23 protein-coding genes and 1 pseudogene are annotated in these 26,248 nt (G+C 72.8%); 10 read left to right on the top strand and 14 right to left on the bottom strand.

Annotation, left to right across the window (positions count from 1 at the left end; all coding sequences use genetic code 11):
- Positions 1–53: 53 nt before the first annotated feature.
- On the top strand, positions 54–2,603 hold the full coding sequence (locus ACWCV9_RS25470) for a DEAD/DEAH box helicase (RefSeq protein WP_450789826.1): 2,550 nt from the start codon (positions 54–56) through the stop codon (positions 2,601–2,603).
- A 73-nt stretch (positions 2,604–2,676) separates the two neighbouring features.
- Here ACWCV9_RS25470 and ACWCV9_RS25465 read toward each other — a convergent pair.
- The 7 genes and pseudogenes from ACWCV9_RS25465 to ssd all read right to left on the bottom strand — a co-directional run.
- Positions 2,677–2,874, bottom strand: a pseudogene (locus ACWCV9_RS25465) (Rv3654c family TadE-like protein); the annotation flags it as partial.
- Positions 2,875–2,978: 104 nt separating this feature from the next.
- On the bottom strand, positions 2,979–3,317 hold the full coding sequence (locus tag ACWCV9_RS25460) for a TadE family type IV pilus minor pilin (RefSeq protein ID WP_450789824.1): 339 nt from the start codon (positions 3,315–3,317) through the stop codon (positions 2,979–2,981).
- 22 nt (positions 3,318–3,339) lie between these two features.
- Positions 3,340–3,552, bottom strand: a complete 213-nt coding sequence (locus ACWCV9_RS25455) for a DUF4244 domain-containing protein (RefSeq protein ID WP_450789822.1) — start codon at positions 3,550–3,552, stop codon at positions 3,340–3,342.
- Between the two features lie 69 nt (positions 3,553–3,621).
- Positions 3,622–4,401 carry a type II secretion system F family protein gene (locus ACWCV9_RS25450; RefSeq protein WP_450789820.1) on the bottom strand — a complete coding sequence of 260 codons (780 nt, stop codon included), beginning with the start codon at positions 4,399–4,401 and terminating at the stop codon, positions 3,622–3,624.
- A 193-nt stretch (positions 4,402–4,594) separates the two neighbouring features.
- Entirely contained in the window at positions 4,595–5,467 is an 873-nt protein-coding gene (locus ACWCV9_RS25445) for a type II secretion system F family protein (RefSeq protein ID WP_450790024.1), read from the bottom strand.
- Between the two features lie 14 nt (positions 5,468–5,481).
- Positions 5,482–6,678, bottom strand: coding sequence for a TadA family conjugal transfer-associated ATPase (locus ACWCV9_RS25440; RefSeq protein ID WP_450789818.1), 1,197 nt, complete (start codon positions 6,676–6,678; stop codon positions 5,482–5,484).
- On the bottom strand, positions 6,675–7,781 hold the full coding sequence (ssd, locus tag ACWCV9_RS25435) for a septum site-determining protein Ssd (protein WP_450789816.1): 1,107 nt from the start codon (positions 7,779–7,781) through the stop codon (positions 6,675–6,677). The genes ACWCV9_RS25440 and ssd overlap by 4 nt, the downstream gene beginning before the upstream one ends.
- Positions 7,782–8,373: 592 nt before the next feature.
- Between ssd and ACWCV9_RS25430 the strand changes: the two genes are divergently transcribed.
- The gene (locus ACWCV9_RS25430) at positions 8,374–9,204 is read left to right on the top strand and encodes an HAD family hydrolase (RefSeq protein WP_450789814.1); all 831 of its coding nucleotides are present in this window, start codon (positions 8,374–8,376) and stop codon (positions 9,202–9,204) included.
- Between the two features lie 364 nt (positions 9,205–9,568).
- Here ACWCV9_RS25430 and ACWCV9_RS25425 read toward each other — a convergent pair whose 3' ends face one another.
- Complete coding sequence (locus ACWCV9_RS25425; RefSeq protein ID WP_385846827.1) at positions 9,569–10,393, bottom strand: Fic family protein; 825 nt, start codon at positions 10,391–10,393, stop codon at positions 9,569–9,571.
- A gap of 101 nt (positions 10,394–10,494) precedes the next feature.
- Here ACWCV9_RS25425 and ACWCV9_RS25420 point away from each other — a divergent pair, with 101 nt between their 5' ends.
- Positions 10,495–11,523, top strand: a complete 1,029-nt coding sequence (locus tag ACWCV9_RS25420; protein WP_450789812.1) for an ATP-binding protein — start codon at positions 10,495–10,497, stop codon at positions 11,521–11,523.
- Between the two features lie 58 nt (positions 11,524–11,581).
- Here ACWCV9_RS25420 and ACWCV9_RS25415 read toward each other — a convergent pair whose 3' ends face one another.
- Positions 11,582–12,853: a hypothetical protein gene (locus ACWCV9_RS25415; RefSeq protein WP_450789810.1), complete on the bottom strand. Its 1,272-nt coding sequence runs from the start codon at positions 12,851–12,853 to the stop codon at positions 11,582–11,584.
- Positions 12,854–13,167: 314 nt separating this feature from the next.
- Between ACWCV9_RS25415 and acs the strand changes: the two genes are divergently transcribed.
- The 5 genes from acs (at position 13,168) to ACWCV9_RS25390 (ending at position 18,672) form a co-directional block, all read left to right on the top strand.
- Entirely contained in the window at positions 13,168–15,123 is a 1,956-nt protein-coding gene (acs, locus tag ACWCV9_RS25410; protein WP_450789808.1) for an acetate--CoA ligase, read from the top strand.
- 238 nt (positions 15,124–15,361) lie between these two features.
- Positions 15,362–16,804 carry a Na+/H+ antiporter NhaA gene (nhaA, locus tag ACWCV9_RS25405; protein WP_450789806.1) on the top strand — a complete coding sequence of 481 codons (1,443 nt, stop codon included), beginning with the start codon at positions 15,362–15,364 and terminating at the stop codon, positions 16,802–16,804.
- Positions 16,805–16,922: 118 nt separating this feature from the next.
- The gene (locus ACWCV9_RS25400; RefSeq protein ID WP_385846833.1) at positions 16,923–17,423 is read left to right on the top strand and encodes a phage holin family protein; all 501 of its coding nucleotides are present in this window, start codon (positions 16,923–16,925) and stop codon (positions 17,421–17,423) included.
- Complete coding sequence (locus ACWCV9_RS25395) at positions 17,420–18,340, top strand: alpha/beta fold hydrolase (RefSeq protein WP_385846835.1); 921 nt, start codon at positions 17,420–17,422, stop codon at positions 18,338–18,340. The genes ACWCV9_RS25400 and ACWCV9_RS25395 overlap by 4 nt, the downstream gene beginning before the upstream one ends.
- Before the next feature lie 152 nt (positions 18,341–18,492).
- Positions 18,493–18,672, top strand: a complete 180-nt coding sequence (locus tag ACWCV9_RS25390) for a hypothetical protein (RefSeq protein ID WP_385846836.1) — start codon at positions 18,493–18,495, stop codon at positions 18,670–18,672.
- A 25-nt stretch (positions 18,673–18,697) separates the two neighbouring features.
- On the opposite strand, the gene ACWCV9_RS25385 is transcribed toward ACWCV9_RS25390, so the two are convergent.
- From ACWCV9_RS25385 to nth, 3 genes are read right to left on the bottom strand one after another with little or no spacing between them, the layout of a single operon-like run.
- Entirely contained in the window at positions 18,698–19,897 is a 1,200-nt protein-coding gene (locus tag ACWCV9_RS25385; RefSeq protein WP_450789803.1) for a MarP family serine protease, read from the bottom strand.
- A gap of 13 nt (positions 19,898–19,910) precedes the next feature.
- Complete coding sequence (locus ACWCV9_RS25380; protein ID WP_450789801.1) at positions 19,911–20,606, bottom strand: NUDIX hydrolase; 696 nt, start codon at positions 20,604–20,606, stop codon at positions 19,911–19,913.
- 57 nt (positions 20,607–20,663) lie between these two features.
- Complete coding sequence (nth, locus tag ACWCV9_RS25375; RefSeq protein ID WP_450789799.1) at positions 20,664–21,818, bottom strand: endonuclease III; 1,155 nt, start codon at positions 21,816–21,818, stop codon at positions 20,664–20,666.
- 275 nt (positions 21,819–22,093) lie between these two features.
- On the opposite strand from nth, the gene ACWCV9_RS25370 reads away from it, so the two are divergent.
- Together ACWCV9_RS25370 and ACWCV9_RS25365 are read left to right on the top strand one after the other, a co-directional pair.
- Positions 22,094–22,768 (top strand): Crp/Fnr family transcriptional regulator, encoded by a 675-nt coding sequence (locus tag ACWCV9_RS25370; RefSeq protein WP_018547939.1) that lies wholly within the window; start codon positions 22,094–22,096, stop codon positions 22,766–22,768.
- Positions 22,769–22,928: 160 nt separating this feature from the next.
- Positions 22,929–23,753, top strand: coding sequence for a nucleotidyltransferase domain-containing protein (locus ACWCV9_RS25365; protein ID WP_450789797.1), 825 nt, complete (start codon positions 22,929–22,931; stop codon positions 23,751–23,753).
- Between the two features lie 23 nt (positions 23,754–23,776).
- Here the strand turns inward: ACWCV9_RS25365 and ACWCV9_RS25360 are convergent, their stop codons facing one another.
- Positions 23,777–24,607 carry an MBL fold metallo-hydrolase gene (locus ACWCV9_RS25360; RefSeq protein WP_450789795.1) on the bottom strand — a complete coding sequence of 277 codons (831 nt, stop codon included), beginning with the start codon at positions 24,605–24,607 and terminating at the stop codon, positions 23,777–23,779.
- Positions 24,604–25,518 carry an NUDIX hydrolase gene (locus ACWCV9_RS25355; RefSeq protein ID WP_450789793.1) on the bottom strand — a complete coding sequence of 305 codons (915 nt, stop codon included), beginning with the start codon at positions 25,516–25,518 and terminating at the stop codon, positions 24,604–24,606. The genes ACWCV9_RS25360 and ACWCV9_RS25355 overlap by 4 nt, the downstream gene beginning before the upstream one ends.
- Positions 25,519–26,248 lie beyond the last annotated feature (730 nt).

Genomic DNA, 26,248 nt, shown 5'->3' with positions numbered 1-26,248 from the left:
GTCGCCCCTCGGGTAACTCGGCATGCGGCCCCCGGGACGCATCGCCAGCCGCGATGGCATTCAATCACTTACCGGCAGGCGTGCACGACGCCTTGGCTCCATTGTCCGTCACGCCAGTGACACACTCGGTGCCGATGGCCAAGAATCACCGATCCGACAGAACCCCGCCAGAACAGGCCTGCGGGTTTTCCCCGGGCACGGTCCTGGACCGGCTCGCCTCGGGGCCGAGCCGGTCTGCGCGCATCACTCATACGGAGCACTTGCCCCCGCGCGCGGGCCGCCATGCCGTCTGGCCTCACCGGATTCGGTCCGAGGTGATCGCGGCCGTCCAGCGGTGCGGCATCGAGCATCCCTGGGCCCATCAGGCACTGGCCGCCGAGCACGCCCTGGACGGCGACTCAGTGGTCGTGGCCACCGGCACCGCCTCCGGCAAGTCCCTCGCCTACCTCGTGCCCGTCCTGTCCGCCCTGCTCGACGGAGCCGAGGCCCCGAACGGGCGGGGCGCCACCGCGCTGTACCTGGCACCCACCAAGGCGCTCGCGGCGGACCAGTGCCGGTCGGTGAAGGAACTTTCACAACCTTTGGCCAGTGCGGTTCGCCCAGCCGTGTACGACGGCGACACTCCGTTCGAGGAACGCGAGTGGATCCGCCAGTACGCCACCTACGTGCTGACCAACCCGGACATGCTGCACCGGGGCATACTCCCGGCCCACTCGCGCTGGTCCTCCTTCCTGAAGTCGCTGAAGTACGTCGTCATCGACGAGTGCCACACCTACCGCGGTGTGTTCGGCTCGCACGTCGCCCAGGTGCTGCGCCGACTGCGGCGGCTGTGCGCCCGCTACGGTGCCTCGCCCGTCTTCCTGCTGGCCTCGGCGACCGCCGCGGAACCCGCCGTGGCCGCCCGCCGGCTGACCGGGCTGCCGGTGGTCGAGGTCGCCGACGACGCCTCCCCGCGCGGGGAGCTGGTCTTCGCCCTCTGGGAGCCCCCGCTCACCGAACTGCACGGCGAGAAGGGTGCCCCCGTACGGCGTACGGCCACCGCCGAGACCGCCGATCTGCTGACCGACCTGACCGTGCAGGGCGTGCGCTCGGTGGCCTTCGTCCGCTCCCGGCGCGGCGCCGAGCTGATCTCGGTGATCGCCCAGGAGAAGCTGGCCGAGGTCGACCGCTCCCTGGTCCGGCGGGTCGCGGCCTACCGGGGTGGCTATCTCCCCGAGGAGCGCCGCGCGCTGGAACGCGCCCTGCACTCCGGCGAACTCCTCGGCCTCGCCGCCACGACCGCCCTGGAGCTGGGCGTGGACGTCTCCGGCCTGGACGCCGTGGTGATCGCCGGGTACCCGGGCACCCGCGCCTCCCTGTGGCAGCAGGCGGGCCGCGCCGGCCGCGCCGGGCAGGGCGCCCTCGCGGTCCTCGTCGCCCGGGACGACCCGCTGGACACCTTCCTCGTGCACCATCCCGAGGCGCTGTTCGACCAGCCGGTGGAATCGACCGTCCTGGACCCCGACAACCCCTACGTCCTCGCGCCGCACCTGTGTGCCGCCGCCGCCGAACTCCCGCTGACCGAGGAGGACCTGGACCTCTTCGGCCCCGCCTCTGCGGAGGTGCTGCCGCAGCTGGAGGCCGCGAAGCTGCTCCGCAGAAGGACGAAGGCCTGGCACTGGACGCGGCGCGAGCGGGCCGCCGACCTGACCGACATCCGCGGTGCGGGCGGCCGCCCGGTGCAGATCGTGGAGGCCGGTACCGGACGTCTGCTCGGCACCGTCGACGCCGGCTCCGCGCACTCCACCGTCCACGAGGGCGCGGTCCATCTGCACCAGGGCCGCACCTACCTGGTGCGCCATCTCGACCTGGAGGACTCCGTCGCCCTGGTCGAGCAGGCCGACCCGCCCTACTCCACGGTCGCCCGCGACACCACGGCGATCTCCGTCCTGGAGACGGACACCGAGATCCCCTGGGGCGCCGGCCGCCTGTGCTACGGCTCGGTCGAGGTCACCAACCAGGTGGTCTCCTACCTGCGCCGCCGTCTCATCACCGGCGAAGTGCTCGGCGAGACGAAACTCGACCTCCCTCCTCGTACGCTGCGCACCCGCGCGGTGTGGTGGACGGTCACCGAGGACCAGCTGGACGAGGCCCGGATCACCCCGGAGATCCTCGGCGGCTCGCTGCACGCCGCCGAACACGCCTCCATCGGCATGCTGCCCCTCTTCGCGACCTGCGACCGCTGGGACATCGGCGGGGTGTCCGTCCCCCTGCACCCCGACACGCTCCTGCCGACGGTCTTCGTCTACGACGGCCACCCCGGCGGCGCGGGGTTCGCCGAGCGCGCCTTCCACACCGCGCGCACCTGGCTCGCCGCGACCCGGGCGGCCATCGCCTCCTGCGAGTGCGAGGCCGGCTGCCCTTCCTGCATCCAGTCCCCCAAGTGCGGCAACGGCAACGATCCGCTGCACAAGAGGGGGGCGGTGCGCCTGCTCACGGTGCTCCTGAGGGACGCACCGGCAGAGAAGCCCGCGGAGCAGCTTGTGGAAGATCCTCCAGAGGAGCTTCCGGAGGAGCTTGCGGGGCAGCCGAAGGAGGAGCTTCCGGAGGGGCCGGAGAGCTGACCGGGGTGCCGGCCGGCCCGGCTCTCGCCCTGACCTCCGCCCGGAACGGCCCGCTGCCCGCGGCCGCCGTCACATCCGAGGTCTCGCCGACGATCGCGCACCGCACCAGCCGCACCCCCTGGTCCGCCGCCAGCCGCCCGGCCCGGGCACAGGCCGCCGTCGCCCCCTCGGCCCAGTGGTCCGCCGCCGCGAGCGCCGCCAGATCCGCACCGCCCGCGGCCCGGTGCCGGACGACCACGGCCTGCCCGAGAGCGAGCACGACGCCGAACACCGCGCACAGCACGGCGATCACTCCGAGGCTCCACACGGTGGCGGACCCACGATCGGCGCCTTCTCGGTGCCGCGCCACGCCCCGCTTCCGCACCCTGCACCGCCTCACGGCCCCTCCGTTCCCGCTCCCACCGTCTCCTCCGCCGCAGCGACGGCCTCTTCCCGCACCTCGAACGGCAGTCCGCTCAAGACCGGCGGCCGGGCCACCACCGTCACCCGCACCCGATCGCCCTCACGCCGGACCGCCACCCGCGCCCCGCGCGGCGCGGCCTCCCGGGTCACCGCCAGCACCGCGTCCGGCGGGTCCTGGCGGGCGGCGGCCCGGGCGCCGGTGCGGGCGGCGTCCACGCACTGGATCTGCGCGGCGACCACGAGCAGCCCCCACACCAGCGCCATCGTGAACACCACCAGCACACCGAGCACCACGGCCGTCTCCGCGGTCACGAACCCCCGGTCGGCCTCCCGGTCACATCCGCGCACTGAGGGCCTTCTTCACGATGTCCTGGAGTTCCGCCCTGACCTGGCCGCTGGTGACGACCTCGTAGAGCAGCAGCGCGAACCCGACGGCCGCGATGATGCCCATGGCGTACTCCGAGGTCACCATCCCGTCGTCCCGGCGACCCGCCCCGCACAGCCGCGCCGCCGCCTTCCCGGCCTTCTTCTTCATCCCTACTCGCATGACATTCCCTCCTGTTGTGTCTCTCGGCAGTTCCCGCAGGTCACCCGGTTCCGCTCGGGTCGTCCTCCCTCATCTCCCCGCCAGCACTCCGCCGGCCAGCCCGATCACCACCGGCAGCACACCGACCGCGATGAAGGCGGGCAGGAAGCACAGCCCGACCGGCGCGGAGATCAGGACGGCCGCCCGGCGGGCCCGGGCCGTCGCGGCGCGGGCCCACTCGGCACGCGCGTCCGAGGCGAGACGGGCGACCGGGGCGGCCGCGGGCACTCCGGACTCGCCGGCCCGCTCCAGCAGCCGGGCCAGCGGCCCCGCACCGGGAAGCGTCGCCAACCCGCGCCAGGCGTCCACCGGTTCACCGCCGAGCCGTACTTCCGCCGCACCCCGGGCCAGTGCCGCCCCGACCGGTCCGCCGAGGGCGTCGCCCACCGCCTGGGCGGCGATCACCGGCCCGGCCCCGGCGGCGATGCAGGCCGCCAGCAGATCGGCGGCGAGCGGCAGTTGGCGGGCGGCTTCGGCGTCGCAGGCCGGTTCCGTCCCGGCCTGTCCCGTCGGCCGACCCCGCAGGCGCCACAGCACCGCGCCCACCGCGAGTCCCAGCAGGACACCGGCGATCCCGCCGACCAGCACCCAGGTGCCGCAGGCCGCGCCGGCCGACGGCAGCCCGGCGCGCCGCACCGCCGGCACCGCGAACCGCCGTCTGCCGGGCGGGGCTTCGCGGCCCATCAGTTCCGCGATCAGGCGCCGCGCCCGGCGCCGCCGCCGAACACGGTCCAGCCACCACACCGCCCAGCCGAGCCCCGCCACCACGACCCCGGCCGTCCCCAGCCTGTGCACAACGTCCCCGCTCACCGCGCCACTCCTCCCCGCCGGCCCGAAACCACTGCGCCCACCTCGCCACTCCTCACAGCCCGCCCGGAACCACTCACCGGCCCCCTCCGGCCACCTCTCTCCCCCGCGCACCAGCCCCCCGGTGCGCACCGGTGCGCCCTCCAGGCCCCCGTCCGGCGCGTGCGCACACAACGCCCCCTGCACACGCCCGCCTTCACCCCGCTCCCGCCGCCCGCATGATCCGGACCGCCCACCACATCCCGAGCGCCTCGAACAGCGACCCGGCGGCCAGACAGCCGAACCCGGCCCCGGTGTGCAGCAGCACATGCAGCGGGTCGGCGCCCATCGCCGCACCGAGGAGGAGGCCGAGGGCGGGAAGCGCGGCGAGCAGGACCGCGGTCGCCCGTGCGCCCGCCAACTGGGCTTTCAGGTCGGCGCGCCGGTCGCGTTCCGCGCGCAGTGCGCCGTCCAGCCGGTCCAGTCCCGCGGCGAGCCCGGCGCCCTGATCGACGGCCACGCGCCAGCACGCGGCGAGCCCGAGCAGTCCCTCGGCGCCCGGTTGCCGGGCCGCCACCGCGAGGGCGCCGGGAACATCCCCGCCGAACCGCGCCGCCGCCACCACGGCCGCCTGCGCCTCGCCGAGCCCGCCGGAGTCCCGCGCGGCCCGCAACAGCGCCTCGCCGGGCTGCCGTCCCGCGCGCACCTCCCCGGCGAGCGCCCCGCACAGCCCGATCACCGCGTCGGCCTGCCGCTCCCGGGCCTGTCCGGACTGCCGGGCCCGCAGCACCCTGCGCAGCACCGGCACCCCGGCCGCCCCCGCGGCGACCGACAGCGGGGAGGCGCCCAGCAGTCCGAGCAGCGCCCCGGCGACCAGCGACCACCACTCGGGCCGCCACCGGCCGCGCAGCCGCCGCAGTCCGGCGAGGAGCCGCTCCCCGGGCGGTGGTCCGACGGCCACCGCGCCGCCGCCGGCGAGCAGCAGCCGCGCACGCCGGGCGCCGGAGTGCCCTCCGCCCAGCAGCCACACGGCCGCGCCGAGACAGAACAGCGCGGCACCCAGGGACGTCTGGGACATCTGGCCGGTCATGTCCGTGCCACCCGTCATGTCTGCGCCTCGCTTCCGAACCCGTCGGTGCCCGCGAGCAGTCCGCGCAGCCGCTGCCAGCCGCGCTCGCGCGCGAAGGACCGCTCGCCCCAGCGCAGCGCCGGCACCGTCCGCACCAGGCCCGAGGCGTCCCGCTCCAGCACATGGACCTCGGCGATCCGGCGCCGCCCGGACCGGTCCCGTACCAGGTGGAGCACCACGGAGAGGGCGGCCGCCAGCTGGCTGTGCAGGGCCGCCCGGTCCAGCCCGGCGGCCGTGGCCAGCGCCTCCAGACGGGCCGGCACATCCCCGGCCGCGTTGGCATGGACCGTGCAACAGCCGCCTTCGTGGCCGGTGTTGAGCGCCGCCAGCAGGTGCACCACCTCGGGTCCGCGCACCTCTCCGACGACCAGCCGGTCGGGCCGCATCCGCAGCGCCTGCCGGACCAGGTCCTCCAGCGTGACCAGGCCCGCGCCCTCCTGGTTGGCGGGCCGGGTCTCCAGCCGGACCACATGCGGGTGCTCCGGCCGCAGCTCGGCGGAGTCCTCGGCGAGCACGATCCGTTCGCCCTCGCCGACCAGCCCCAGCAGGGCGCTGAGCAGGGTCGTCTTGCCGCTCCCGGTGCCGCCGCTGACCAGGAAGGACAGCCGGGCCCCGACGAGGTCCGCCAGGATGCGGTCACCGCCGGGCGGCACCGTGCCGGCCGCGACGAGTTCCGCGAGGGTGAACGCCCGGGGCCGGGCCACCCGCAGGGCCAGGCAGGTGCAGCCGACGGCGACCGGGGGCAGCACCGCGTGCAGTCGGGTGCCGTCGGGCAGCCTGGCGTCCGCCCAGGGCCGGGCGTCGTCCAGCCGGCGTCCGGCCACCGCGGCCAGGCGCTGCGCGAGGCGTCGTACGGCCGCCGCGTCGGGGAAGGCCACCGGGGTCAGTTCGAGGCCGCCGCCGCGGTCCACCCATACCCGGTCCGGGGCCGACACCAGCACGTCGGTGACGTCCGGGTCGGCGAGCAGCGGCTCCAGCGGGCCGGTGCCGACCAGTTCCGACCTGAGCCGTTCGGCCGCGCCCAGCACCTCCGCGTCACCGAGCACCCGGCCCTGTTCGCGCAGGGCCTGGGCCACGCGCGCCGGGGTGGGTTCGTCACCGCTCTCGGCCAGCCGCCGTCGGACGCCGTCGAGCAGGGCGCCGTCCACCGGACCGGCTCCGGTCAGGCTCACCGGGTGCCTCCCGCCTCGACCAGCGCGCGCTCCCAGAAGTCCGTGCAGAAGCGGGCGAGCGGGCCGCGTCCGGTGGCACCGGGCGGTTTCGCCCCGGCCTGCGGGCGGGACAGCAGGGGCTCGGCCGGCACCTCGCCGGCGAGCGGCAGCCCGAGCAGCCGGGCCACCTCGTGGTCGTCCAGGCCGGGGGCGTACGGGCCGCGGACCGCGACGCGCAGATCGCGGACGACCATGCCGACGGCGGACGCCACCCGGCCGGCCGCCGCGACCGCCCGCAGCTCGGCGGGGACGACGAGCAGCACCAGGTCGAGCTGGGCGAGGGCCTCGGCGACCCCGTCGTCGAGCCGGCGGGGCAGGTCGACCACGACGGTGCCGCCGCGTCGCCGGGCGGCGGCGAGCACCGCCCGCACGGCCTGCGGCGGGATGGCGACGCAGTCGCCGCGGTCCCAGCTCAGCACGCGCAGGGAGTGCAGTTCGGGCAGCGACTCCTCCAGGGCGCCGCCGCCGACCCGGCCGCGGGAGGCGGCGAAGGCGGGCCAGCGCAGCCCCTCGGCGGTCTCCCCGCCGAGGAGGACGTCGAGTCCGCCGCCGAGCGGATCGGCGTCCACCAGCAGGGTGCGCAGCCCCTCGCGCGCGGAGGTGACGGCGAGGGCGCAGGCGAGCGTGGAGGCCCCGGCTCCGCCCCGGCCGCCCATCACCCCCACGGTGAGGGCCGGACGGCCGACGCCTTCGACGACGTCGGCGATGCGGTCGACCAGCCACTGCTCGCCGTCGGGCAGCATCAGCACATGGTCGGCGCCGATCTCGACGGCCCGTTTCCACACTCCCGGGTCGTCCTGGTCACGGCCGACCAGCACCACTCCGGGGCGGCGCGCGGCCCCCCGCATCCGGCGGGCGACGTCGTCGCCGATCAGGACGAGCGGGGCCGTCTGCCAGCCGTCGCCTGCGGCCGGCAGGGCGTGGTGGACCTCGGGGGTGGCGCCGGCGGCCGCGCACAGGCGCAGCAGGTCGTCCAGCAGCCAGGTGTCCTCGGTGACGATGAGCGGCCGTCCCGGCCGGCCGCCGGGGTCGGGCGGCGGGTCGTGGGTGACGGTTTTGGACATGTGCGTTCCCCCTTCGCTGTGTGTTCCGCGCGGCCGGTGCGGCCCCGCGATTCCCGGGCGTGCGGAGAACCGGCAAGCGGTCTCCATATGACCGGCCGACAGGAACCGGCCATACGCGCCCCGCAATCGGAATCGGCCATGAACTCGCCGCGGCCGGAGCGCGCTGGAATCACGGTGCAGCGATCCCCGAAATCGTGTGGATCTTGGTCGAAAACGGTGGACAACTTCGGGCCTGTGAATATCTCCGTCACCCATACCGGTGACCCCTGTACTGATCCCTGTACGACTTCCACAGAGCAGCGCACCGATTACCCTGAGTAACGGATCATGGGCACGGGGAAGCGGCGGCCACCAGCGGAATCACCGGGGCCGCAAAGCCCTACAAGGAGAAGAGGGGGGCAGCAAAACCCACCCGGACATGCGACGACCCCCGCCGGGGGGGAGAGCGGGGGTCGTCCCCACGGCCGACTCGGGGGGGGAGGAGTCGGGCCGGGTTAGCACGGTCGCGAACGATCCGTGACTTCCATGGTGTACCCGAGAGCCCTCTCAGGCAAACCCACGCGCCCCACCTTACGCCGAATGGTGGGCGCCTATGCTCAGGGGCGTGGAAAACCACTCCTTGCCTCGCGCAGCAGCCTTCTTTGACCTGGACAAGACGGTCATTGCGAAGTCGAGCACGCTCACCTTCAGCAAGTCCTTCTACCAAGGCGGACTGATCAACCGCAGGGCCGCCTTGCGGACCGCATACGCCCAGTTCGTCTTCCTGGCCGGCGGCCTGGACCACGACCAGATGGAGCGGATGCGCGAGTACCTCTCCGCGCTGTGCCGCGGCTGGAATGTGCAGCAGGTGCGGGAGATCGTGGCCGAGACCCTGCACGAACTGATCGACCCGATCATCTACGACGAGGCCGCCTCCCTCATCGAGGAGCACCACGCGGCCGGGCGGGACGTCGTGATCGTCTCCACCTCGGGCGCCGAGGTGGTCGAGCCGATCGGCGAGCTGCTCGGCGCGGACCGTGTGGTCGCCACCCGCATGGTCGTCGGCGAGGACGGCTGCTTCACCGGCGAGGTGGAGTACTACGCGTACGGCCCGACCAAGGCCGAGGCGATCAGGGAGCTGGCCGTGGCCGAGGGCTACGACCTCGACCGCTGCTACGCCTACAGCGACTCGGCGACCGACCTGCCGATGCTCCAGGAGGTCGGGAACCCGCACGCCGTGAACCCGGACCGGGCACTGCGGCGCGAGGCACTCGCCCGCGGCTGGCCGGTTCTGGAGTTCCGCCGCCCGGTCCCGCTCAAGAAGCGGCTGCCCACGCTGTCCGTCCCGCCCCGCCCGGCGCTGGTCGCGGCGGCGGCCATAGGTGCGGCGGCCGCGACGGCGGGCCTGGTCTGGTACGCCAACCGGCGGCGCGGCACCGCCTGAGCCGCACCCGTAGTCACGCCCGTTTCACCCGGTTTGATCGCGCAAGTAAATAAGTGCCACGAAGGGTTCCGGTTACCGGCGGTACGGGGTAGAAAGAAGTCAGGCCCGCGAGACCAAGGACATCCGAGAGGATCCCCTGTCACTACGCACTGGCCCCACGGACCTCGCATGAACACCGGGCACCCACGCGACGTCGACCCGTCGATTACGGGCCAGCCGCACCAGGTGACGGGCAAAGACCCCGACCTGATGGGCACATATCGAGGACGCTTGGTAACCCGGTGAGCATGCCAGCGGCGGTACGAGTTTCTCGTACCGCCGCAACCCTTCCCGGGCCCTGCCGTGACCCTTCTCGGCCCTTACGTCAGGCGGCGCCGCGCTGGAGCGCCTCGCACACCGCGGTCGACTCGCGCATCCCCAGCTCCACGGCCTTGCCGCAGTGCGCGATCCAGGCCGCCATGCCCTCGGGCGTACCGGAGACGTATCCGTCCAGGGCCCCCAGATAGGCCGCGCGGCCCAGCTCGGCATGGCCGACCTCGGCCGGGCAGATCGCCTTGGGGTCCAGGCCGCTGCCGATCAGCACGATCCGCTCGGCCGCGCGCGCGACCAAGCCGTTGTGGGACGTGAAGGGACGCAGCGCGAGCAGCTCACCGTGCACCACGGCGGCCGTCACCAGCGCGGGCGCGGAGGTCCCCGCGACGATCAGCTCGGCCAGTCCCTCCAGCCGGCCGGCGACCTCGTCGGCGTCCGGCAGCGGCAGCTCGACCAGCGGCTCGTCCACCGCCTCGCCGGCCTGCCGCGGCCTGCCGACCCGCTCGTCCTGCTCCGCAGCGGCCACCAGATGCAGCCGCGCCAGCACCCGCAGCGGCGACTGCCGCCAGATGGACAGCAGCTGCCCGGCCTCGGCCGACAGCCGCAGGGCCGCGCCCACGGTGCGCGCCTCGGCGTCGGCGCTGAAGTCGGTGCGCCGCCGGACCTCCTCCAGGGCCCAGTCCGCGCCGGACAGCGCTGCCGAGCCGCGGGCCGCGCGCAGCGCCGCCTCGGACGTGACCGCGGTACTGCGCCGACGCATGATCCGGTGCCCGTAGACCCGGTCCACGGCCTTGCGTACGGACTCCACGGAGTCGGCCACACCGGGCAGCGCGCCCAGGGCCGCGAGGGGGTCGGCGTTCGCGCCTGTCGTACTCATGAGTACGACCCTACGCACCTGACCCGCCCGCCCCACGAAGGAGTGGTCTTCTTCACTTCCGCCTGACACGCACAGCTATCACCCGACTACCTTTGGTGAACATGAAAATTGCTTTCGTCGGGAAGGGCGGCAGCGGCAAGACCACGCTCTCCTCCCTCTTCATCCGCCATCTCGCGGCCGCCGGTGCACCGGTGGTCGCCATCGACGCGGACATCAACCAGCACCTCGGCCCCGCGCTCGGCCTCGAGGAGGAAGAGGCGGCCGCACTGCCCGCCATGGGCAGCCGGCTCACCCTGATCAAGGACTACCTGCGCGGCACCAACCCGCGCATCGCCTCCGCCGCGACGATGATCAAGACCACGCCGCCCGGCGAGGGCTCCCGGCTGGTCCGGGTGCGGGAGCCCAACCCGGTCTACGACGCCTGTGCCCGCCCGGTGGAACTCGACGGCGGCGCCGTCCGTTTGATGGTCACGGGCCCCTTCACGGACGCCGACCTGGGGGTCGCCTGCTACCACTCCAAGACGGGAGCGGTGGAGCTGTTCCTGAACCACCTCGTCGACGGCCCCGACGAATATGTCGTGGTCGACATGACGGCGGGCTCCGACTCCTTCGCCTCCGGCATGTTCACCCGCTTCGACATGACGTTCCTCGTCGCCGAGCCGACCCGGAAGGGGGTCTCCGTCTACCGCCAGTACAAGGAGTACGCCCGCGACTTCGGGGTGGCCCTGAAGGTCGTCGGCAACAAGATCCAGGAACAGGACGACATCGACTTCCTGCGCGCGGAGGTCGGGGACGACCTGCTCGTGACGGTCGGGCGCTCGGACTGGGTGCGCGCCATGGAGAAGGGCCGCCCGCCCCGGTTCGACCTCCTGGAGGAGGCCAACGCCCGTGCGCTGCACACCCTGAAGGCCGCGGCGGACGCCCGGTACGAGCTGCGCGACTGGGAGCACTACACCCGTCAGATGGTGCACTTCCACCTGAAGAACGCCGAGTCGTGGGGCAACGAGCGCACCGGGGCCGACCTGGCGGCGCAGGTCGACCCCTCCTTCGTGCTCGGCGAGCACCTCGGCGCGGGCGAGCACATCGGCGCGTGCGACCGCATCGGCGCGGGCGCGGCGGCACCCGCCTGAGCCGGCCGCCGCACCCGCCGTCCGCATCCGCATCCGCATCCGCGTCCGCGGCTGACGCCTACCCCTTGTCCGCCGGCGCCCCCGGCACCCCCCTGGGCGCCGGAGCCGGACGGCCGGACAGGAAGGACGCCCAGCCCTGCCTGGGAGCCTCGCCCACCTTCAGGGTGCGCAGCTTCTCCAGGGTCTTCGGGTCCTGGGCGTCCAGCCAGTCGGCCAGCTGATGGAAGGAGACACAGCGCACGTCGGGCTTGTTGCAGACCTCCTTCACCGTGTCCTCGACGGCACGCATATAGGTGCCGCCGTTCCAGGACTCGAAGTGGTTTCCGATGATCAGGGGCGCGCGGTTGCCGTCGTAGGCGCGGTAGAAGCCCTTGATCAGGCCGTCGCGCATCTGGTCGCCCCAGTAGTCGAACTTGTCGGGGTCACCCTGGGTCTCGGTGCCGGACTGGTTGACCATGAAGTTGTAGTCCATGGTCAGCTGTTCGTAGGTGTGCCCGGGGAAGGGCACCAGCTGCATCGACAGGTCCCAGAGACCTTCCTTCCGCTTCGGCCACACCTGGTCGTTGACCCCGCTGGAGTCATAGCGGAAGCCCATCTGGCGGGCGGCCTTCATGAAGTTCTTCTGCCCTTCCAGGCAGGGGGTGCGGGCGCCGATCAGCTCCTTGTCGTAGTCGAAGGGCAGCGGGGCGGACCGCTTCATGCCCGCGTTGGTCTTCCAGCTCTTCACGAACTGCTTGGCCTGGTTGATCTCGCTCTTCCACTCGTCCACCGACCAGGTGCCAACGCCGCCGTCGGGGCCGCAGAAGTGGCCGTTGAAGTGGGTGCCGATCTCGTTGCCCTCCAGCCAGGCCAGCCGTACCTGCCTGGCGGTGTCGGCGATCCCCTGGGCGTCGTTGAAGCCGATGTCGGAGCGGCCCGGGGCGTGCTGCGGCGGCTTGTACAGGTCGCGCTTCTCCTCGGGCAGCATGTACACGCCGCTGAGGAAGTACGTCATGGTCGCGTGGTTCTCCTGGGAGACCTTGCGGAAGTGCGAGAACAGCTTCTGACTGTCCTCGCCCGCGCCGTCCCAGGAGAAGACGACGAACTGCGGGGGCTTCTGACCGGGCTTCAGCCGCTCCGGCCGGGGCAGATGCGGCTGGGCACCGGTGTACGCGGTGGATCCGTCGCCGATCAGCCGGAGCACACTCCCCGGTGCGGGGGCAGGCGCCTGCTTCAGCGGGCCGGACGCCCCTTGCTTCGTACTGCTGGAGTCGCTCGAGCATCCGGCGAGCGACGCGGCGCAGGCCGCGGCGACCATGGCACCGACGGCGATCCTCTGGGTGGCGGCCATGTTCCGCCCACCTTCTTCCTTCTCTCGGGCACACGCTGCCGGCTGGGCTGTTTCTGGTGATGTGCCGGGCTTGTACCGACAGCGCCGTCAAGGTCGCACGAGGCTTGGAAGGAATTAGTACGACAAGCCGATGAAATGCTCGCTTCACGCCCACGGGTGAACGGAAGGGCCACGCGAGAGGCCATTTCGGCCAGGGCGGAAGAGGCCGCCCGACAGGTCTAAACCAATTTTTCCGTCGGCTCTTGTCATCGGCCCCCCGCGTCTGATGAGCTGTGGCCTGGGACACAACGGACACCCTTCGAGAGGGAGATGTCGTGAGCAACGAGAGCCTGGCCAACCTGCTCAAGGAAGAGCGCAGGTTCGCACCCCCCGCCGACCTGGCCGCACACGCCAACGTCACGGGGGAGGCGTATGAACAGGCCAAGGCTGACAGGCTCGGCTTCTGGGCCGAGCAGGCCCGGCGGCTGACCTGGGCCGTGGAGCCGACGGAGACGCTGGACTGGTCGAACCCGCCGTTCGCGAAGTGGTTCAAGGACGGCGAGCTGAACGTCGCCTACAACTGTGTGGACCGCCATGTGGAGGCCGGACACGGGGACCGGGTCGCGATCCACTTCGAGGGTGAGCCCGGCGACAGCCGCTCGATCACCTACGCCGAGCTGAAGGACGAGGTCTCCAAGGCGGCGAACGCGCTGCTGGAACTGGGTGTCCGCAAGGGCGACCGGGTCGCCGTCTACATGCCGATGATCCCCGAGACCGCGATCGCCATGCTGGCCACGGCCCGCATCGGCGCCACCCACTCGGTGGTGTTCGGCGGCTTCTCGGCGGACGCACTCGCGACCCGCATCCAGGACGCCGACGCGCGGGTCGTCATCACCTCCGACGGCGGCTACCGGCGCGGCAAGGCGTCCGCGCTCAAGCCCGCCGTGGACGAGGCGATCGCCAAGGTCGACAGCGTCGAGCACGTGCTCGTGGTGCGTCGTACCGGGCAGGAGGTCGCCTGGAACGAGGAGCGGGACCACTGGTGGCACGACCTGGTCGACCGCCAGCCGGCCGAGCACACCCCGGAGGCGTTCGAGGCGGAGCACCCGCTGTTCATCCTCTACACCTCCGGCACCACCGGGAAGCCGAAGGGCATCCTGCACACCTCCGGCGGCTATCTGACCCAGACCGCGTACACCCACTGGGCGGTGTTCGACCTCAAGCCGGAGACCGACGTGTACTGGTGCACGGCCGACGTCGGCTGGGTCACCGGACACTCCTACATCGTCTACGGCCCGCTGGCCAACGGCGCCACCCAGGTCATGTACGAGGGCACCCCGGACACCCCGCACCAGGGCCGGTTCTGGGAGATCGTGCAGAAGTACAAGGTCTCGATCCTCTACACCGCGCCGACGGCGATCCGCACGTTCATGAAGTGGGGCGACGACGTCCCCGCCAAGTTCGACCTGTCCAGCCTGCGCGTGCTCGGCTCGGTGGGCGAGCCGATCAACCCCGAGGCCTGGATCTGGTACCGCAAGCACATCGGTGCCGACCGGACACCGGTCGTGGACACCTGGTGGCAGACCGAGACCGGCGCGATGATGATCTCGCCGCTGCCCGGCGTCACCGAGGCCAAGCCCGGCTCCGCGCAGCGCCCGCTGCCCGGCATCAGCGCGACCGTCGTCGACGACGAGGGCCACGAGGTGCCGAACGGCGGCGGTGGCTACCTGGTGCTGACCGAGCCGTGGCCGTCGATGCTGCGCACCATCTGGGGCGACGACCAGCGGTTCCTCGACACCTACTGGTCCCGCTTCGAGGGCCGGTACTTCGCCGGGGACGGCGCCAAGAAGGACGACGACGGGGACATCTGGCTGCTGGGCCGGGTGGACGACGTGATGCTGGTGTCCGGGCACAACATCTCCACCACCGAGGTGGAGTCGGCGCTCGTCTCGCACCCCTCGGTCGCCGAGGCGGCCGTCGTCGGCGCCGCCGACGAGACCACCGGGCAGGCCATCGTCGCCTTCGTGATCCTGCGCGGTACGGCCGCCGAGACCGACACGCTCGTGGGCGAGCTGCGCGACCACGTGGGCGCCACGCTCGGGCCGATCGCCAAGCCCAAGCGGATCCTGCCGGTGGCCGAGCTGCCCAAGACCCGCTCCGGCAAGATCATGCGCCGGCTGCTGCGCGACGTGGCCGAGAACCGCCAGCTCGGTGACGTCACCACACTGACGGACTCCACGGTCATGGACCTCATCCAGGCCAAGCTCCCGGCCGCCCCCAGCGAGGACTGAGCCACACCCGGCCGGCACTGATCCACCCGGAAGGGGCACCCGGCGCACAGCGCGCCGGGTGCCCCTTCTGCGTCTACCGTGAGGCTCACCGGTCCCGGTCGCCCACGGTCCGGGAAAAGAGCTTGGACAGACGCAAGATCTTAGGTAAGCTAAGTAAAGCGTCAAGGACGCGTCATGGGTGCGCCGGGAAGTCTGGTCGGCAAGTGAGCCGATCCTGCCCACCCACCGGAGGTCTCCCGTGACCGCGCTCCGCACCCCGGCCGCCCCGCGCAAGCTCCTGGGCCGGCTGTCCCTGCCGGAGCGCACCTTCGTCGCGGAGGCGCTGCGCACCGAGACCGTCGGCGGCATCCTGCTCCTGCTCGCCGCCGTGGCCGCGCTGATCTGGGCGAACATCCCGGCGCTCCACCACGGCTACGAGACCGTCAGCCACTTCCACTTCGGCCCCGCCGCGCTCGGCCTGCACCTGTCCGTCGCCCACTGGGCGGCCGACGGCCTGCTCGCGGTGTTCTTCTTCGTCGCCGGCATCGAGCTGAAGCGCGAGCTGGTCGCCGGGGACCTGCGCGACCCCAAGGCGGCCGCGCTGCCCGTGGCGGCCGCGCTGTGCGGCATGGCCGTACCCGCCCTCGTGTACACCGTCACCAACCTCACCTCGGGCGGCTCCACCCAGGGCTGGGCGGTGCCCACCGCCACCGACATCGCCTTCGCGCTCGCCGTCCTCGCGGTCATCGGCACCTCGCTGCCCAGCGCCCTGCGCGCCTTCCTGCTCACCCTCGCGGTCGTCGACGACCTGTTCGCGATCCTGATCATCGCGGTCTTCTTCACCGACCGGCTGAACTTCGCCGCGCTCGGCGGAGCGGCCGCCGCCCTGGCCGTCTTCTGGCTGCTGCTACGCAAGGGCGTCCGCGGCTGGTACGTGTACGTCCCCCTCGCCGTCGTGATCTGGGCGCTGATGTACAACAGCGGGGTGCACGCCACCATCGCCGGCGTGGCCATGGGCCTGATGCTGCGCTGCACGGCCCGGGAGGGGGAGGAGCGCTCGCCCGGCGAACACGTCGAGCACCTGGTGCGTCCGCTGTCGGCCGGGCTCGCCGTGCCCCTGTTCGCGCTGTTCAGCGCGGGGGTGTCGATCTCGGGCGGGGCGCTGCGGGACGTCTTCACCAGGCCGGAGACGCTCGGGGTGGTGGTCGGGCTGGTCGTCGGCAAGACGCTCGGCATCTTCGGCGGCACCTGGCTGACCGCCCGCTTCACCCGCGCCTCGCTCAGCGAGGACCTCGCCTGGGCCGACGTCTTCGCGGTGGCCTCGCTCTCCGGCATCGGCTTCACCGTCTCGCTGCTCATCGGCGAACTCGCCTTCGCCGGCGACAGCGCCCTCACCAACGAGGTCAAGGCGGCCGTGCTCACCGGCTCGCTGCTCGCCGCCGTGTGCGCCACGGTGCTGCTGAAGATACGCAACGCCAAGTACCGCAGGCTGTGCGCGGAGGAGGAGCGCGACGAGGACCTCGACGGCATCCCGGACATCTACGAACAGGACAACCCGGAGTACCACCTGCGGCTGGCCGCGATCTACGAGCGCAAGGCCGCCGAACACCGGCGGATCGCCGCCGAGCGGGCGGCCGCGGCGCGCCACGGGCTTTCGGAAGTGGCGGGCGGGGCAGGCGAGGAGGGCGATCGTCCGGCATGATCTGACGAGACGGTACAAAACAAGACGGCCGTACGACGCACGGAACGGCCGCCCAGGACGGCACCTGAGCGGCCCGCGTACGGCGGTACGGCACATCAGACCTCTGAGGGAGAACGCGATGAGCGCACCCGACGGCAGCCCGGTCGGCGCCGAACGCAGCATCGGCCAGCTGTTCGCCTCGGCGACGACCGAATTGTCGGCGCTGGTGCACGACGAGATCGCGCTGGCCAAGGCCCAGCTGAAGCAGGACGTCAAGCGCGGCGCGGTGAGCGGCGGCGCCTTCTCGCTGGCCGGCGCGGTGCTGGTGTTCTCCCTGCCGATGCTCAACTTCGCCCTGGCCTACGGCATCCGCACCTGGAGCCACTGGAACCTGGCGGTCTGCTTCCTGCTGTCCTTCGCGGCGAACGTGCTCGTCGCCGGTGTCCTCGCCCTGGTCGGCGTGGCGATGGCGAAGAAGGCCAAGAAGGGGCAGGGTCCGCAGAAGGTGGCCGCGTCGGTGAAGGAGACGGCGGGCGTCCTCCAGAACGCCAAGCCGCACCCGCGACCGGAACTGCGACCGGAACTGCCGGGGGACAAAGCACCCGCGGCCATCGAGGCTGTGGCACGCTCGTCGTCATGACGGACCCCGCACCCTCGGCCGTACGCATGGACGGCCCCTGGAGCCATCGGGACGTCGCCGCGAACGGCGCCCGCTTCCACATCGCCGAACTCGGCGACGGCCCCCTGGTGCTGCTGCTGCACGGCTTCCCGCAGTTCTGGTGGACCTGGCGGCACCAGCTGGTGGCGCTCGCGGACGCCGGCTACCGGGCGGTGGCCATGGACCTGCGGGGCGTCGGCGGCAGCGACCGCACCCCCCGCGGGTACGACCCGGCCAACCTCGCCCTCGACGTCACCGGGGTGATCCGCTCGCTCGGCGAGCCGGACGCCGCGCTGGTCGGCCATGACCTGGGCGGCTATCTGGCGTGGACGGCGGCCGCGATGCGGCCCAAGCTCGTCCGGCGCCTCGCCGTGGTGTCGATGCCGCACCCGCGGCGCTGGCGCGCGGCGATGCTCCGGGACGCCCGGCAGTCGGCCGCCAACTCCTGTGTCTGGGGCTTCCAGCGGCCGTGGCTGCCGGAGCGTCAACTCACCGCCGACGACGGGGCGCTGGTGGGCCGGCTGCTCCGGGACTGGTCCGGGCCGCGGCTGCCGGAGGACGAGACCGTCGAGACCTACCAGCGGGCCATGTGCATCCCGTCCACCGCGCACTGCTCCATCGAGCCGTACCGCTGGCTGGTGCGCTCGCTGGCCCGCCCGGACGGCATCCAGTTCTACCGCCGGATGAAACGGCCGGTGCGGGTGCCCACGCTGCATCTGCACGGCTCCCTGGACCCCGTCATGCGCACGCGCAGCGCGGCCGGTTCGGGCGAGTACGTCGAAGCGCCGTACCGCTGGCGGCTGTTCGACGGGCTCGGCCACTTCCCGCACGAGGAGGACCCGGTCGCGTTCTCCACCGAACTGGTCAACTGGCTGAAGGACCCCGAGCCGGACCGGTGAGGTACGCGGCGACCCGTTCGGTGACGGATTCGGTGCGTGGAGTATCCGTTTGGTGAACAGATGTCCCCCGAACGGCCACATGCCTGCCGCATAGGCCAATTGGGGGCCACGGAGGCGGTTATCGACCTTCGGGCAGGGGCACACGTCGGGGTATGGGCTGGACGCACGACTACAGTGACGCACCCCGCAACCGCCGCTCGGCCACGGGCCTGAGCACGCCTCAGCGCGGTACCCCGCAGGACGGGGAGGGGGACCTGAGGGTGGGGATCCCGCGTATCCTGCGCCGCCGGGCGCGCTGGGTCTCGGTACGGCTGCGTCACCCGCGCGGCTGAACCCCCGCCCCCGTGAGGACCGGGTTCACAGCGCGCAGCTGTCGGTGTCCACCTGTTCGTTCGCCGTACGTCCCCGGGCGATGTCGGGCCTGATCTCGTCCGCCGTGAGGGCGTATCCGGTCTCGGCGTCGTCCAGCGACTTGGCGAAGACCACGCCGTACACCCGGCCGTCGGGCGTGAGCAGCGGACCGCCGGAGTTGCCCTGGCGGACGGTCGCGTACAGCGAGTAGACATCGCGGCGGACCGTGCCCCGGTGGTAGATGTCCGGGCCGTTGGCCGTGATGCGCCCGCGCACGCGCGCGGCGCGCACGTCGTACGAGCCGTTCTCCGGGAAGCCCGCGACGATCGCGCCGTCACCGCCGGCCGCGTCCCGCGCGGAGAACGTCAGGGACTTCGCCCTCAGGTCCGGTACGTCGAGGACGGCGATGTCGCGCTTCCAGTCGTACAGGACGACCTTCGCGTCGTACCGGCGGCCCACACCGCCTATCTGGACGGTCGGCGCGTCGACCCCGCCGACCACGTGCGCGTTGGTCATGACCCGGCGGTCGGCGAAGACGAAGCCGCTGCCCTCCAGGACCTTGCCGCAGCTCTGCGCGGTGCCGGTGATCTTGACGATGGAGCGCTGGGCCCTGGCGGCCACCGGGCTGCCGGCGAGGGCCGGGTCGGGCGGCTCGACGTCCTTGATCGGCTCGTTGGCGAAGGGGCTGAAGACCTGCGGGAAGCCGTTCTGCGCGAGGACGGAGGAGAAGTCCGCGAACCAGGTGTCGGCCTGTGCCGGCAGCGCCCGGGAGACCCCGAGCAGCACCTTGGAGCCGCGCACCTCCTTGCCCAGGGTCGGCAGGGAGGTGCCGGCCAGGGCGGAGCCGATCAGCCAGGCGACCAGCAGCATCGCGACCACGTTGACCAGCGCGCCGCCGGTGGCGTCCAGGGCGCGGGCCGGGGACCAGGTGATGTACCGGCGCAGCTTGTTGCCCAGGTGGGTGGTGAGCGCCTGGCCGATGGAGGCGCAGACGATGACGACGACCACGGCGACCACGGCGGCCGTGGTGCTGACGTCCGCGTTGTCGGTCGCGGCGTCCCAGATGACGGGCAGCGTGTACACGGCGACGAGACCGCCGCCCAGGAACCCGATCACCGACAGGATGCCGACGACGAATCCCTGGCGGTAGCCCACCACCGCGAACCACACGGCCGCGACCAGCAACAGGATGTCCAGCACGTTCACAGACGACACCCTGTCATGAGCGCCAGTCGAGCGGGACGTGCTTGTCTCTGTCCCAGGGCCGCTCCCAGCCCGCGAAGTGCAGCAGCCGGTCGATCACCCCGGCGGTGAAGCCCCAGACCAGGGTCGATTCGACCAGGAATGCCGGGCCCCGGTGACCGCTGGGGTGGATGGCGGTGGCGCGGTTCGCGGGGTCCGTGAGATCCGCCACGGGGACCGTGAAGACCCGCGCGGTCTCGTTCGGGTCGACGACGCCGACCGGGCTGGGCTCGCGCCACCAGCCCAGCACCGGGGTGACGACAAAGCCGCTGACCGGGATGTAGAGCGCGGGCAGCAGCCCGAAGAGCTGCACGCCGGCAGGGTCGAGCCCGGTCTCCTCCTCGGCCTCGCGCAGCGCCGCCCGCAGCGGCCCCTCACCGCGCGGATCGCCGTCCTCCGGGTCGAGCGCGCCGCCCGGGAAGGACGGCTGCCCGGCGTGCGAGCGCAGCGAGCCGGAGCGCTCCATGAGCAGCAGCTCGGGGCCCTGCTCGCCCTCGCCGAACAGGATGAGCACCGCGGACTGCCGGCCCGCGCCGTCCTCGGGCGGCAGGAAGCGGCTGAGCTGGCGCGGCTGGACCGTCTCGGCGGCCCGGACGACCGGGTCGAGCCAGTCCGGCAGCCCCTCCGTGCTGAGCGCCACCGCACCGCCCCGCGTCTCACTGGCCCTCGTCATCGCCACCCCCGTCGCCGCTCTGCCTGTCCAACGCCCGAAGCCCCCGGGATCGTTCCGTCACGCGGCCCCCAGTGGCGGCGCCGGCCTGCCGCCCGCGTCCAGGTAGGCCTGCGGGGGGCTGAGCCGCTGGCCGGGGAGGCCGCCCTTCTCGTACTTCAGCAGCTTCTTCGCCTTCTCCGGGTCGGTCTCGCCCTCGCCGTAGGCCGGGCAGAGCGGCGCGATCGGGCAGGCGCCGCAGGCGGGCTTGCGCGCGTGGCAGATCCGCCTGCCGTGCCAGATGACGTGGTGCGACAGATCGGTCCAGTCGCTCTTCGGGAAGAGCGCGCCGACGGCGGCCTCGATCTTGTCGGGGTCGGTCTCGTCGGTCCACTTCCAGCGCCGCACCAGACGCTGGAAGTGCGTGTCCACGGTGATCCCGGGCCGGCCGAAGGCGTTGCCGAGCACCACGAAGGCGGTCTTGCGGCCGACGCCGGGCAGCTTGACGAGGTCCTCCAGCCTGCCGGGCACCTCGCCGCCGAAGTCGGCCACGAGGGCCTGGGAGAGCCCTATGACCGACTTCGTCTTCATACGGAAGAACCCGCACGGGCGCAGGATCTCCTCGACCACCTCCGGGTCGGCCGCGGCGAGGTCCTCGGGGGTGGGGTAGCGGGCGAAGAGCGCGGGGGTCGTCTGGTTGACGCGCAGGTCGGTGGTCTGGGCCGACAGGACGGTGGCGACCAGCAGCTGGAAGGGGTTGGCGAAGTCCAGCTCGGGGTGGGCGTACGGATACACCTCGGCCAGCTCGCGGTTGATCCGGCGGGCCCGGCGGACCAGTGCGGTCCGGGACTCGCCCGCCGGGGTCCGCACGGCCACGGTCCGCACGGGCGCGGCCTTCCCGGCGGTCACCGTCTCCCCGACGGCCAGGACCTCGGCGGCAGCCGCCGCCCTCTTCACCGGCGTGGCCTTCCTGGCGGCGCTCTTCTTCACTGCGGGGCCCTTCGCGGCCTTCTTGACGGCCGCCGCCTTCTTGGCCGGGGCGGCCTTCTTCGCTGCCGCCGTCTTCTTGGCCGGGGCGCTCTTCTTGGCCGAGGCAGCCTTTTCAGCCGGTACGGCCTTTTTGCCGGATGCAGCCTTCTTAGCCGGTGCGGCCCTCTTCGCGCCCTTCTCGGCCTCTACTGACTTTTCAACCGATTTGCCGGTTTTCCTACCACCGCCAGGGTCCTGTTCGCCCACAGCGGAATCGCGACGTACAACCACCCGCCCAGCCCCCTTGGCCTGTGCTCTCACCGGCGATTTGGACACCCGGCCAGCCTAGAGCCCGGCACCGACATCCGCCCCGGACCCGGAAGATCAGCCCCCGATTGGACCCCTGACGCTTACCCCGGGACACCTGTGCGGCATCCTTGTGACAGATCACACTGTTTGGACCGTCCGGCAAAATGGGGAACACGGTCCCCTGGCACACGGGGGAGCAAGATCCCCTGAGCAGGTCGACAAGGAGAGAACTCGTGGACGACGTTCTGCGGCGCAACCCGCTCTTCGCGGCTCTGGACGACGAGCAGTCCGCGGAGCTTCGCGCCTCCATGAGTGAGGTGACCCTCGCGCGTGGCGACTCCCTGTTCCACGAGGGCGACCCGGGCGACCGGCTCTACGTCGTCACCGAGGGCAAGGTCAAGCTGCACCGCACCTCCCCCGACGGCCGCGAGAACATGCTCGCCGTCGTCGGCCCCGGCGAGCTGATCGGCGAGCTGTCCCTCTTCGACCCGGGCCCGCGCACGGCGACCGCCACCGCGCTGACCGAGGTCAAGCTGCTCGGCCTCGGCCACGGCGACCTCCAGCCCTGGCTGAACGCCCGCCCCGAGGTGGCCACCGCCCTGCTGCGCGCGGTCGCCCGCCGACTGCGCAAGACCAACGACGCCATGTCCGACCTGGTCTTCTCCGACGTCCCCGGCCGTGTGGCGCGCGCCCTGCTGGACCTGTCCCGCCGCTTCGGCGTGCAGTCCGAGGAGGGCATCCACGTCGTCCACGACCTCACCCAGGAGGAGCTGGCCCAGCTGGTCGGCGCCTCGCGCGAGACCGTGAACAAGGCCCTGGCGGACTTCGCCCAGCGCGGCTGGCTCCGCCTGGAGGCGCGGGCGGTCATCCTGCTGGACGTGGAGCGGCTCGCCAAGCGCTCCCGCTGACACCGGCCTCGGCCGTACGACCCCACCGGGTCCCGCCGTTCGACGGGGGCCCGGTGGCAGGCATCGTGAGCGCCCCTTCTCCCCGACCTCCCCGACCGCCGGGACCTCCGACGCTCGAAAAACAGCTGCTCAGGAGCGGCGGAGACGGCACAGTTGCGGCATGTCCGCACCGCATCGCCGTCCCGGCCTCGACGCCCATGGCCACATCGCCCGCGAAGGCTCCCTCGCGCGCGTGCCCGACGCCTTCCGCGCGGTGGTGGACGCGGCCCGCGACCGGTTGCCGGCGGCCTTCGGCGCGAGGCTGCACAGCGCATACCTCTACGGCTCGATTCCGCGCGGTACCGCGCGCGTGGGGCGCAGCGACCTGGACCTGTTCGTCGTGCTCCAGGAGGAACCCGGGGACGGCGACCGGCAGGCCGTACGGGCGCTGGGAGAGGCGCTCGACCGGGAGTTCCCGCAGATCGACGGCGTCGGCACGCTGCTGTACGGCCGGGACCGGCTGCTGAGCGAGCTGGAGCGGTACGACCTCGCCTGGTTCGTCGCCTGCCTGTGCACCCCGCTGCTCGGTGAGGACCTGGCCGAGCGGCTGCCCCGGTACCGCCCGGACTCCCTGCTCGCCCGCGAGACCAACGGCGACCTCGCGCTGTGGCTGCCCCGCTGGCGGGAGCGCATCGCGGGCGCGGAGGACACCGAGGCGGCGCGGCGGCCGCTGGTGCGGTTCATGTCCCGGCATCTGGTCCGCACCGCCTTCACGCTCGTCATGCCCCGCTGGAACGGCTGGACGAGCGACCTGGGCGAGATGGCCGAGGCGTTCGCCGCGTACTACCCGGAGCGTGCCGCCCAGGTGCGTACGGCGGCGCGGTACGGCCATGAGCCCGTCGGCGTGCCGGAGTTGCTGCGGTCGTACGTGGACGACCTCGGCCCCTGGCTCGCCGACGAGTACGCGCGCGTGCACGGCGTGAAGGCCCCGCGGCCGGAGAACTAGCCACGGCGCGGGATACGGCCCGGCTAGATCAGCCCGTGCTCGCTGAGATAGTCCAGCTGGGCCCGTACCGACAGCTCCGCCGCCGGCCACAGCGAACGGTCCACGTCGGCGTACACATGGGCGACGACCTCGGCCGCGGTGCGACGACCGTCCTCGACCGCGGTCTCCACCTGGGCGAGCCGGTGGGCGCGGTGGGCCAGATAGAACTCGACGGCGCCCTGCGCGTCCTCCAGGACCGGCCCATGGCCCGGCAGCACGGTGTGCACGCCGTCGTCCACCGTCAGGGACCGCAGCCGGCGCAGGGAGTCCAGATAGTCGCCGAGACGGCCGTCCGGATGGGCCACCATCGTCGTACCGCGCCCCAGGATGGTGTCACCGGTCAGCACCGCCTGGTCGGCCGGCAGATGGAAGCACAGCGAGTCCGAGGTGTGCCCCGGGGTGGGCACGACCCTCAGCTCCAGGCCGCCCACGGTGATCACATCCCCCGCGGCCAGGCCCTCGTCCCCCAGCCGGAGCGCCGGATCGAGCGCACGCACGCGCGTACCGGTCAGCTCGGCGAAGCGGGCGGCGCCCTCGGCGTGGTCGGCATGGCCGTGGGTGAGCAGGGTCAGGGCTATGCGCCGGCCGGCCCTCTCGGCCGTGTCCACGACCGCGCGCAGATGGCCGTCGTCCAGCGGTCCCGGGTCGATCACCACGGCCAGGTCGGAGTCCGGTTCGGCGACGATCCAGGTGTTGGTGCCGTCCAGGGTCATCGCGGAGGCGTTGGGCGCGAGGACGTTCACCGCCCGTGCCGTGGCGGGGCCCGAGACCACCGCGCCCCGGGGCTGTCCCGGCAGAGCTGCTGCGTCGGTCATGCGGAGCCTCCACCGGTCGTTCCGGCCTGCGTGACGGTCGTCGGGGCGGTTGCCGGGGCGGTCGGGATGTGCTTGGTGAACTCGTCGTGCCCCGGCCAGGACAGCACGATCTCGCCGTCCACGAGACGGGCCCGGGCCAGCACCGGTGTCAGATCGCGCGCGGGGGCCGCCGCGAGCGTCTCCGCGGCGGTGGCGTACGGCAGCAGCCGGCGCAGGGTGGCGATGGTGGGCGGCATCATCAGCAGCTCGCCCTTGTCGTAGCCGGCGGCGGCATCGGCGGGGCGGATCCACACCGTGCGGTCGGCCTCCGTGGACGCGTTGCGCGTGCGCTGGCCTTGCGGGAGGACGGCCACGAAGAACCAGGTGTCGTAGCGGCGGGCCTCGAACTCCGGGGTGATCCAACGGGCCCAGGCGCCCAGCAGGTCCGCGCGCAGCACCAGGCCGCGCCGGTCCAGGAACTCGGCGAAGGACAGCTCGCGGGCCACCAGGGCGGCCCGGTCGGCCTCCCAGTCCTCGCCCGTGGTGTCACCGACGACCGAGTCCGCGTCCGGCCCGGCGAGCAGGACGCCCGCCTCCTCGTACGTCTCCCGTACGGCCGCGCAGACGATCGCCTGAGCGCTGTTCTCGTCGACGCCGAGCCGCTGTGCCCACCACGCGCGCGTGGGGCCCGCCCAGCCGATCTGGCGGTCGTCGTCGCGCGGGTCGACACCGCCCCCGGGATAGGCGTACGCGCCTCCGGCGAAGGCCATCGAGGCGCGTCTGCGCAGCATGTGGACGGCCGGACCGCTCTCGGTGTCCTTCAGGAGCAGCACCGTGGCCGCCCGCCTGGGGGACACCGGGGTGAGGGTGCCGGCCGCGAGCGCACGTATGCGGTCCGGCCACTCCGGTGGGTACCACTGACCGTTCGCCATGGCCGGAGGCTATCCCGTATAGGGCGAATGTTCGAGAGGTGCCCGGGGGAGGCGGGGCGGGGGTGAGGGGTGGGGCTGCGGGGGGCGGCCGGTGGGTGCGGGGGCCGGGGTGCTGCTGACTCCCGGGTTCGGTTGGGGGCCGAGTGCCGACGGCCGACTATCGGGGGGCGGGACGCGGCGGAGTGCGGAGTGCCGGGGCGGCCGGGGGCCACTGCCGGTTGCCGTGGGCCGAGATCCGGCGGACTGCTGACTGCCCGCGCCAGCCGGCTGCGGACTATCCGGTGGGCGGGACGCCGCGGACTGCTGATGACTACCGGGTCCGGCCGACTAGCGGGGCTGGGGACAGAGGGCGGGCTCCGGCGGACTACCGACTGCCATGTCCGGCCAGCTGCCGACTACCCGGGAGGCGTGGGCCGAGATCCGGCGGCCTACCGACTGCGCGCTCCCGCCGGCTGCCGATTACCGGGGGCGGAATCCGGCGGACTGCCAGCTGCCGAGGGCCAGGACCCCGCGGACTGCCGACTGCCGGGCCCGGCCGGCTACGGCTGACGGGAGCCGGGGGCTGGGGGCCCGGCGTGCCGGCTGCCAGGGGCGCGGGACTACCGACCGCCGAGGGCCGGCGGCTCCCGGACCCCGGCGCCGACGGGCCCCGGCAACGAAGCCCGCGCGTCGACCGCCCCCGGCACGGACGGACCCGGGCGCCGACGGACCCCAGCACGAACGAACCCCG

It is taken from the genome of Streptomyces sp. NPDC001606, from assembly GCF_053596835.1.
Note: the sequence above shows the minus strand (reverse complement) of the source record. Positions and strands in the feature narration are given on the sequence as shown.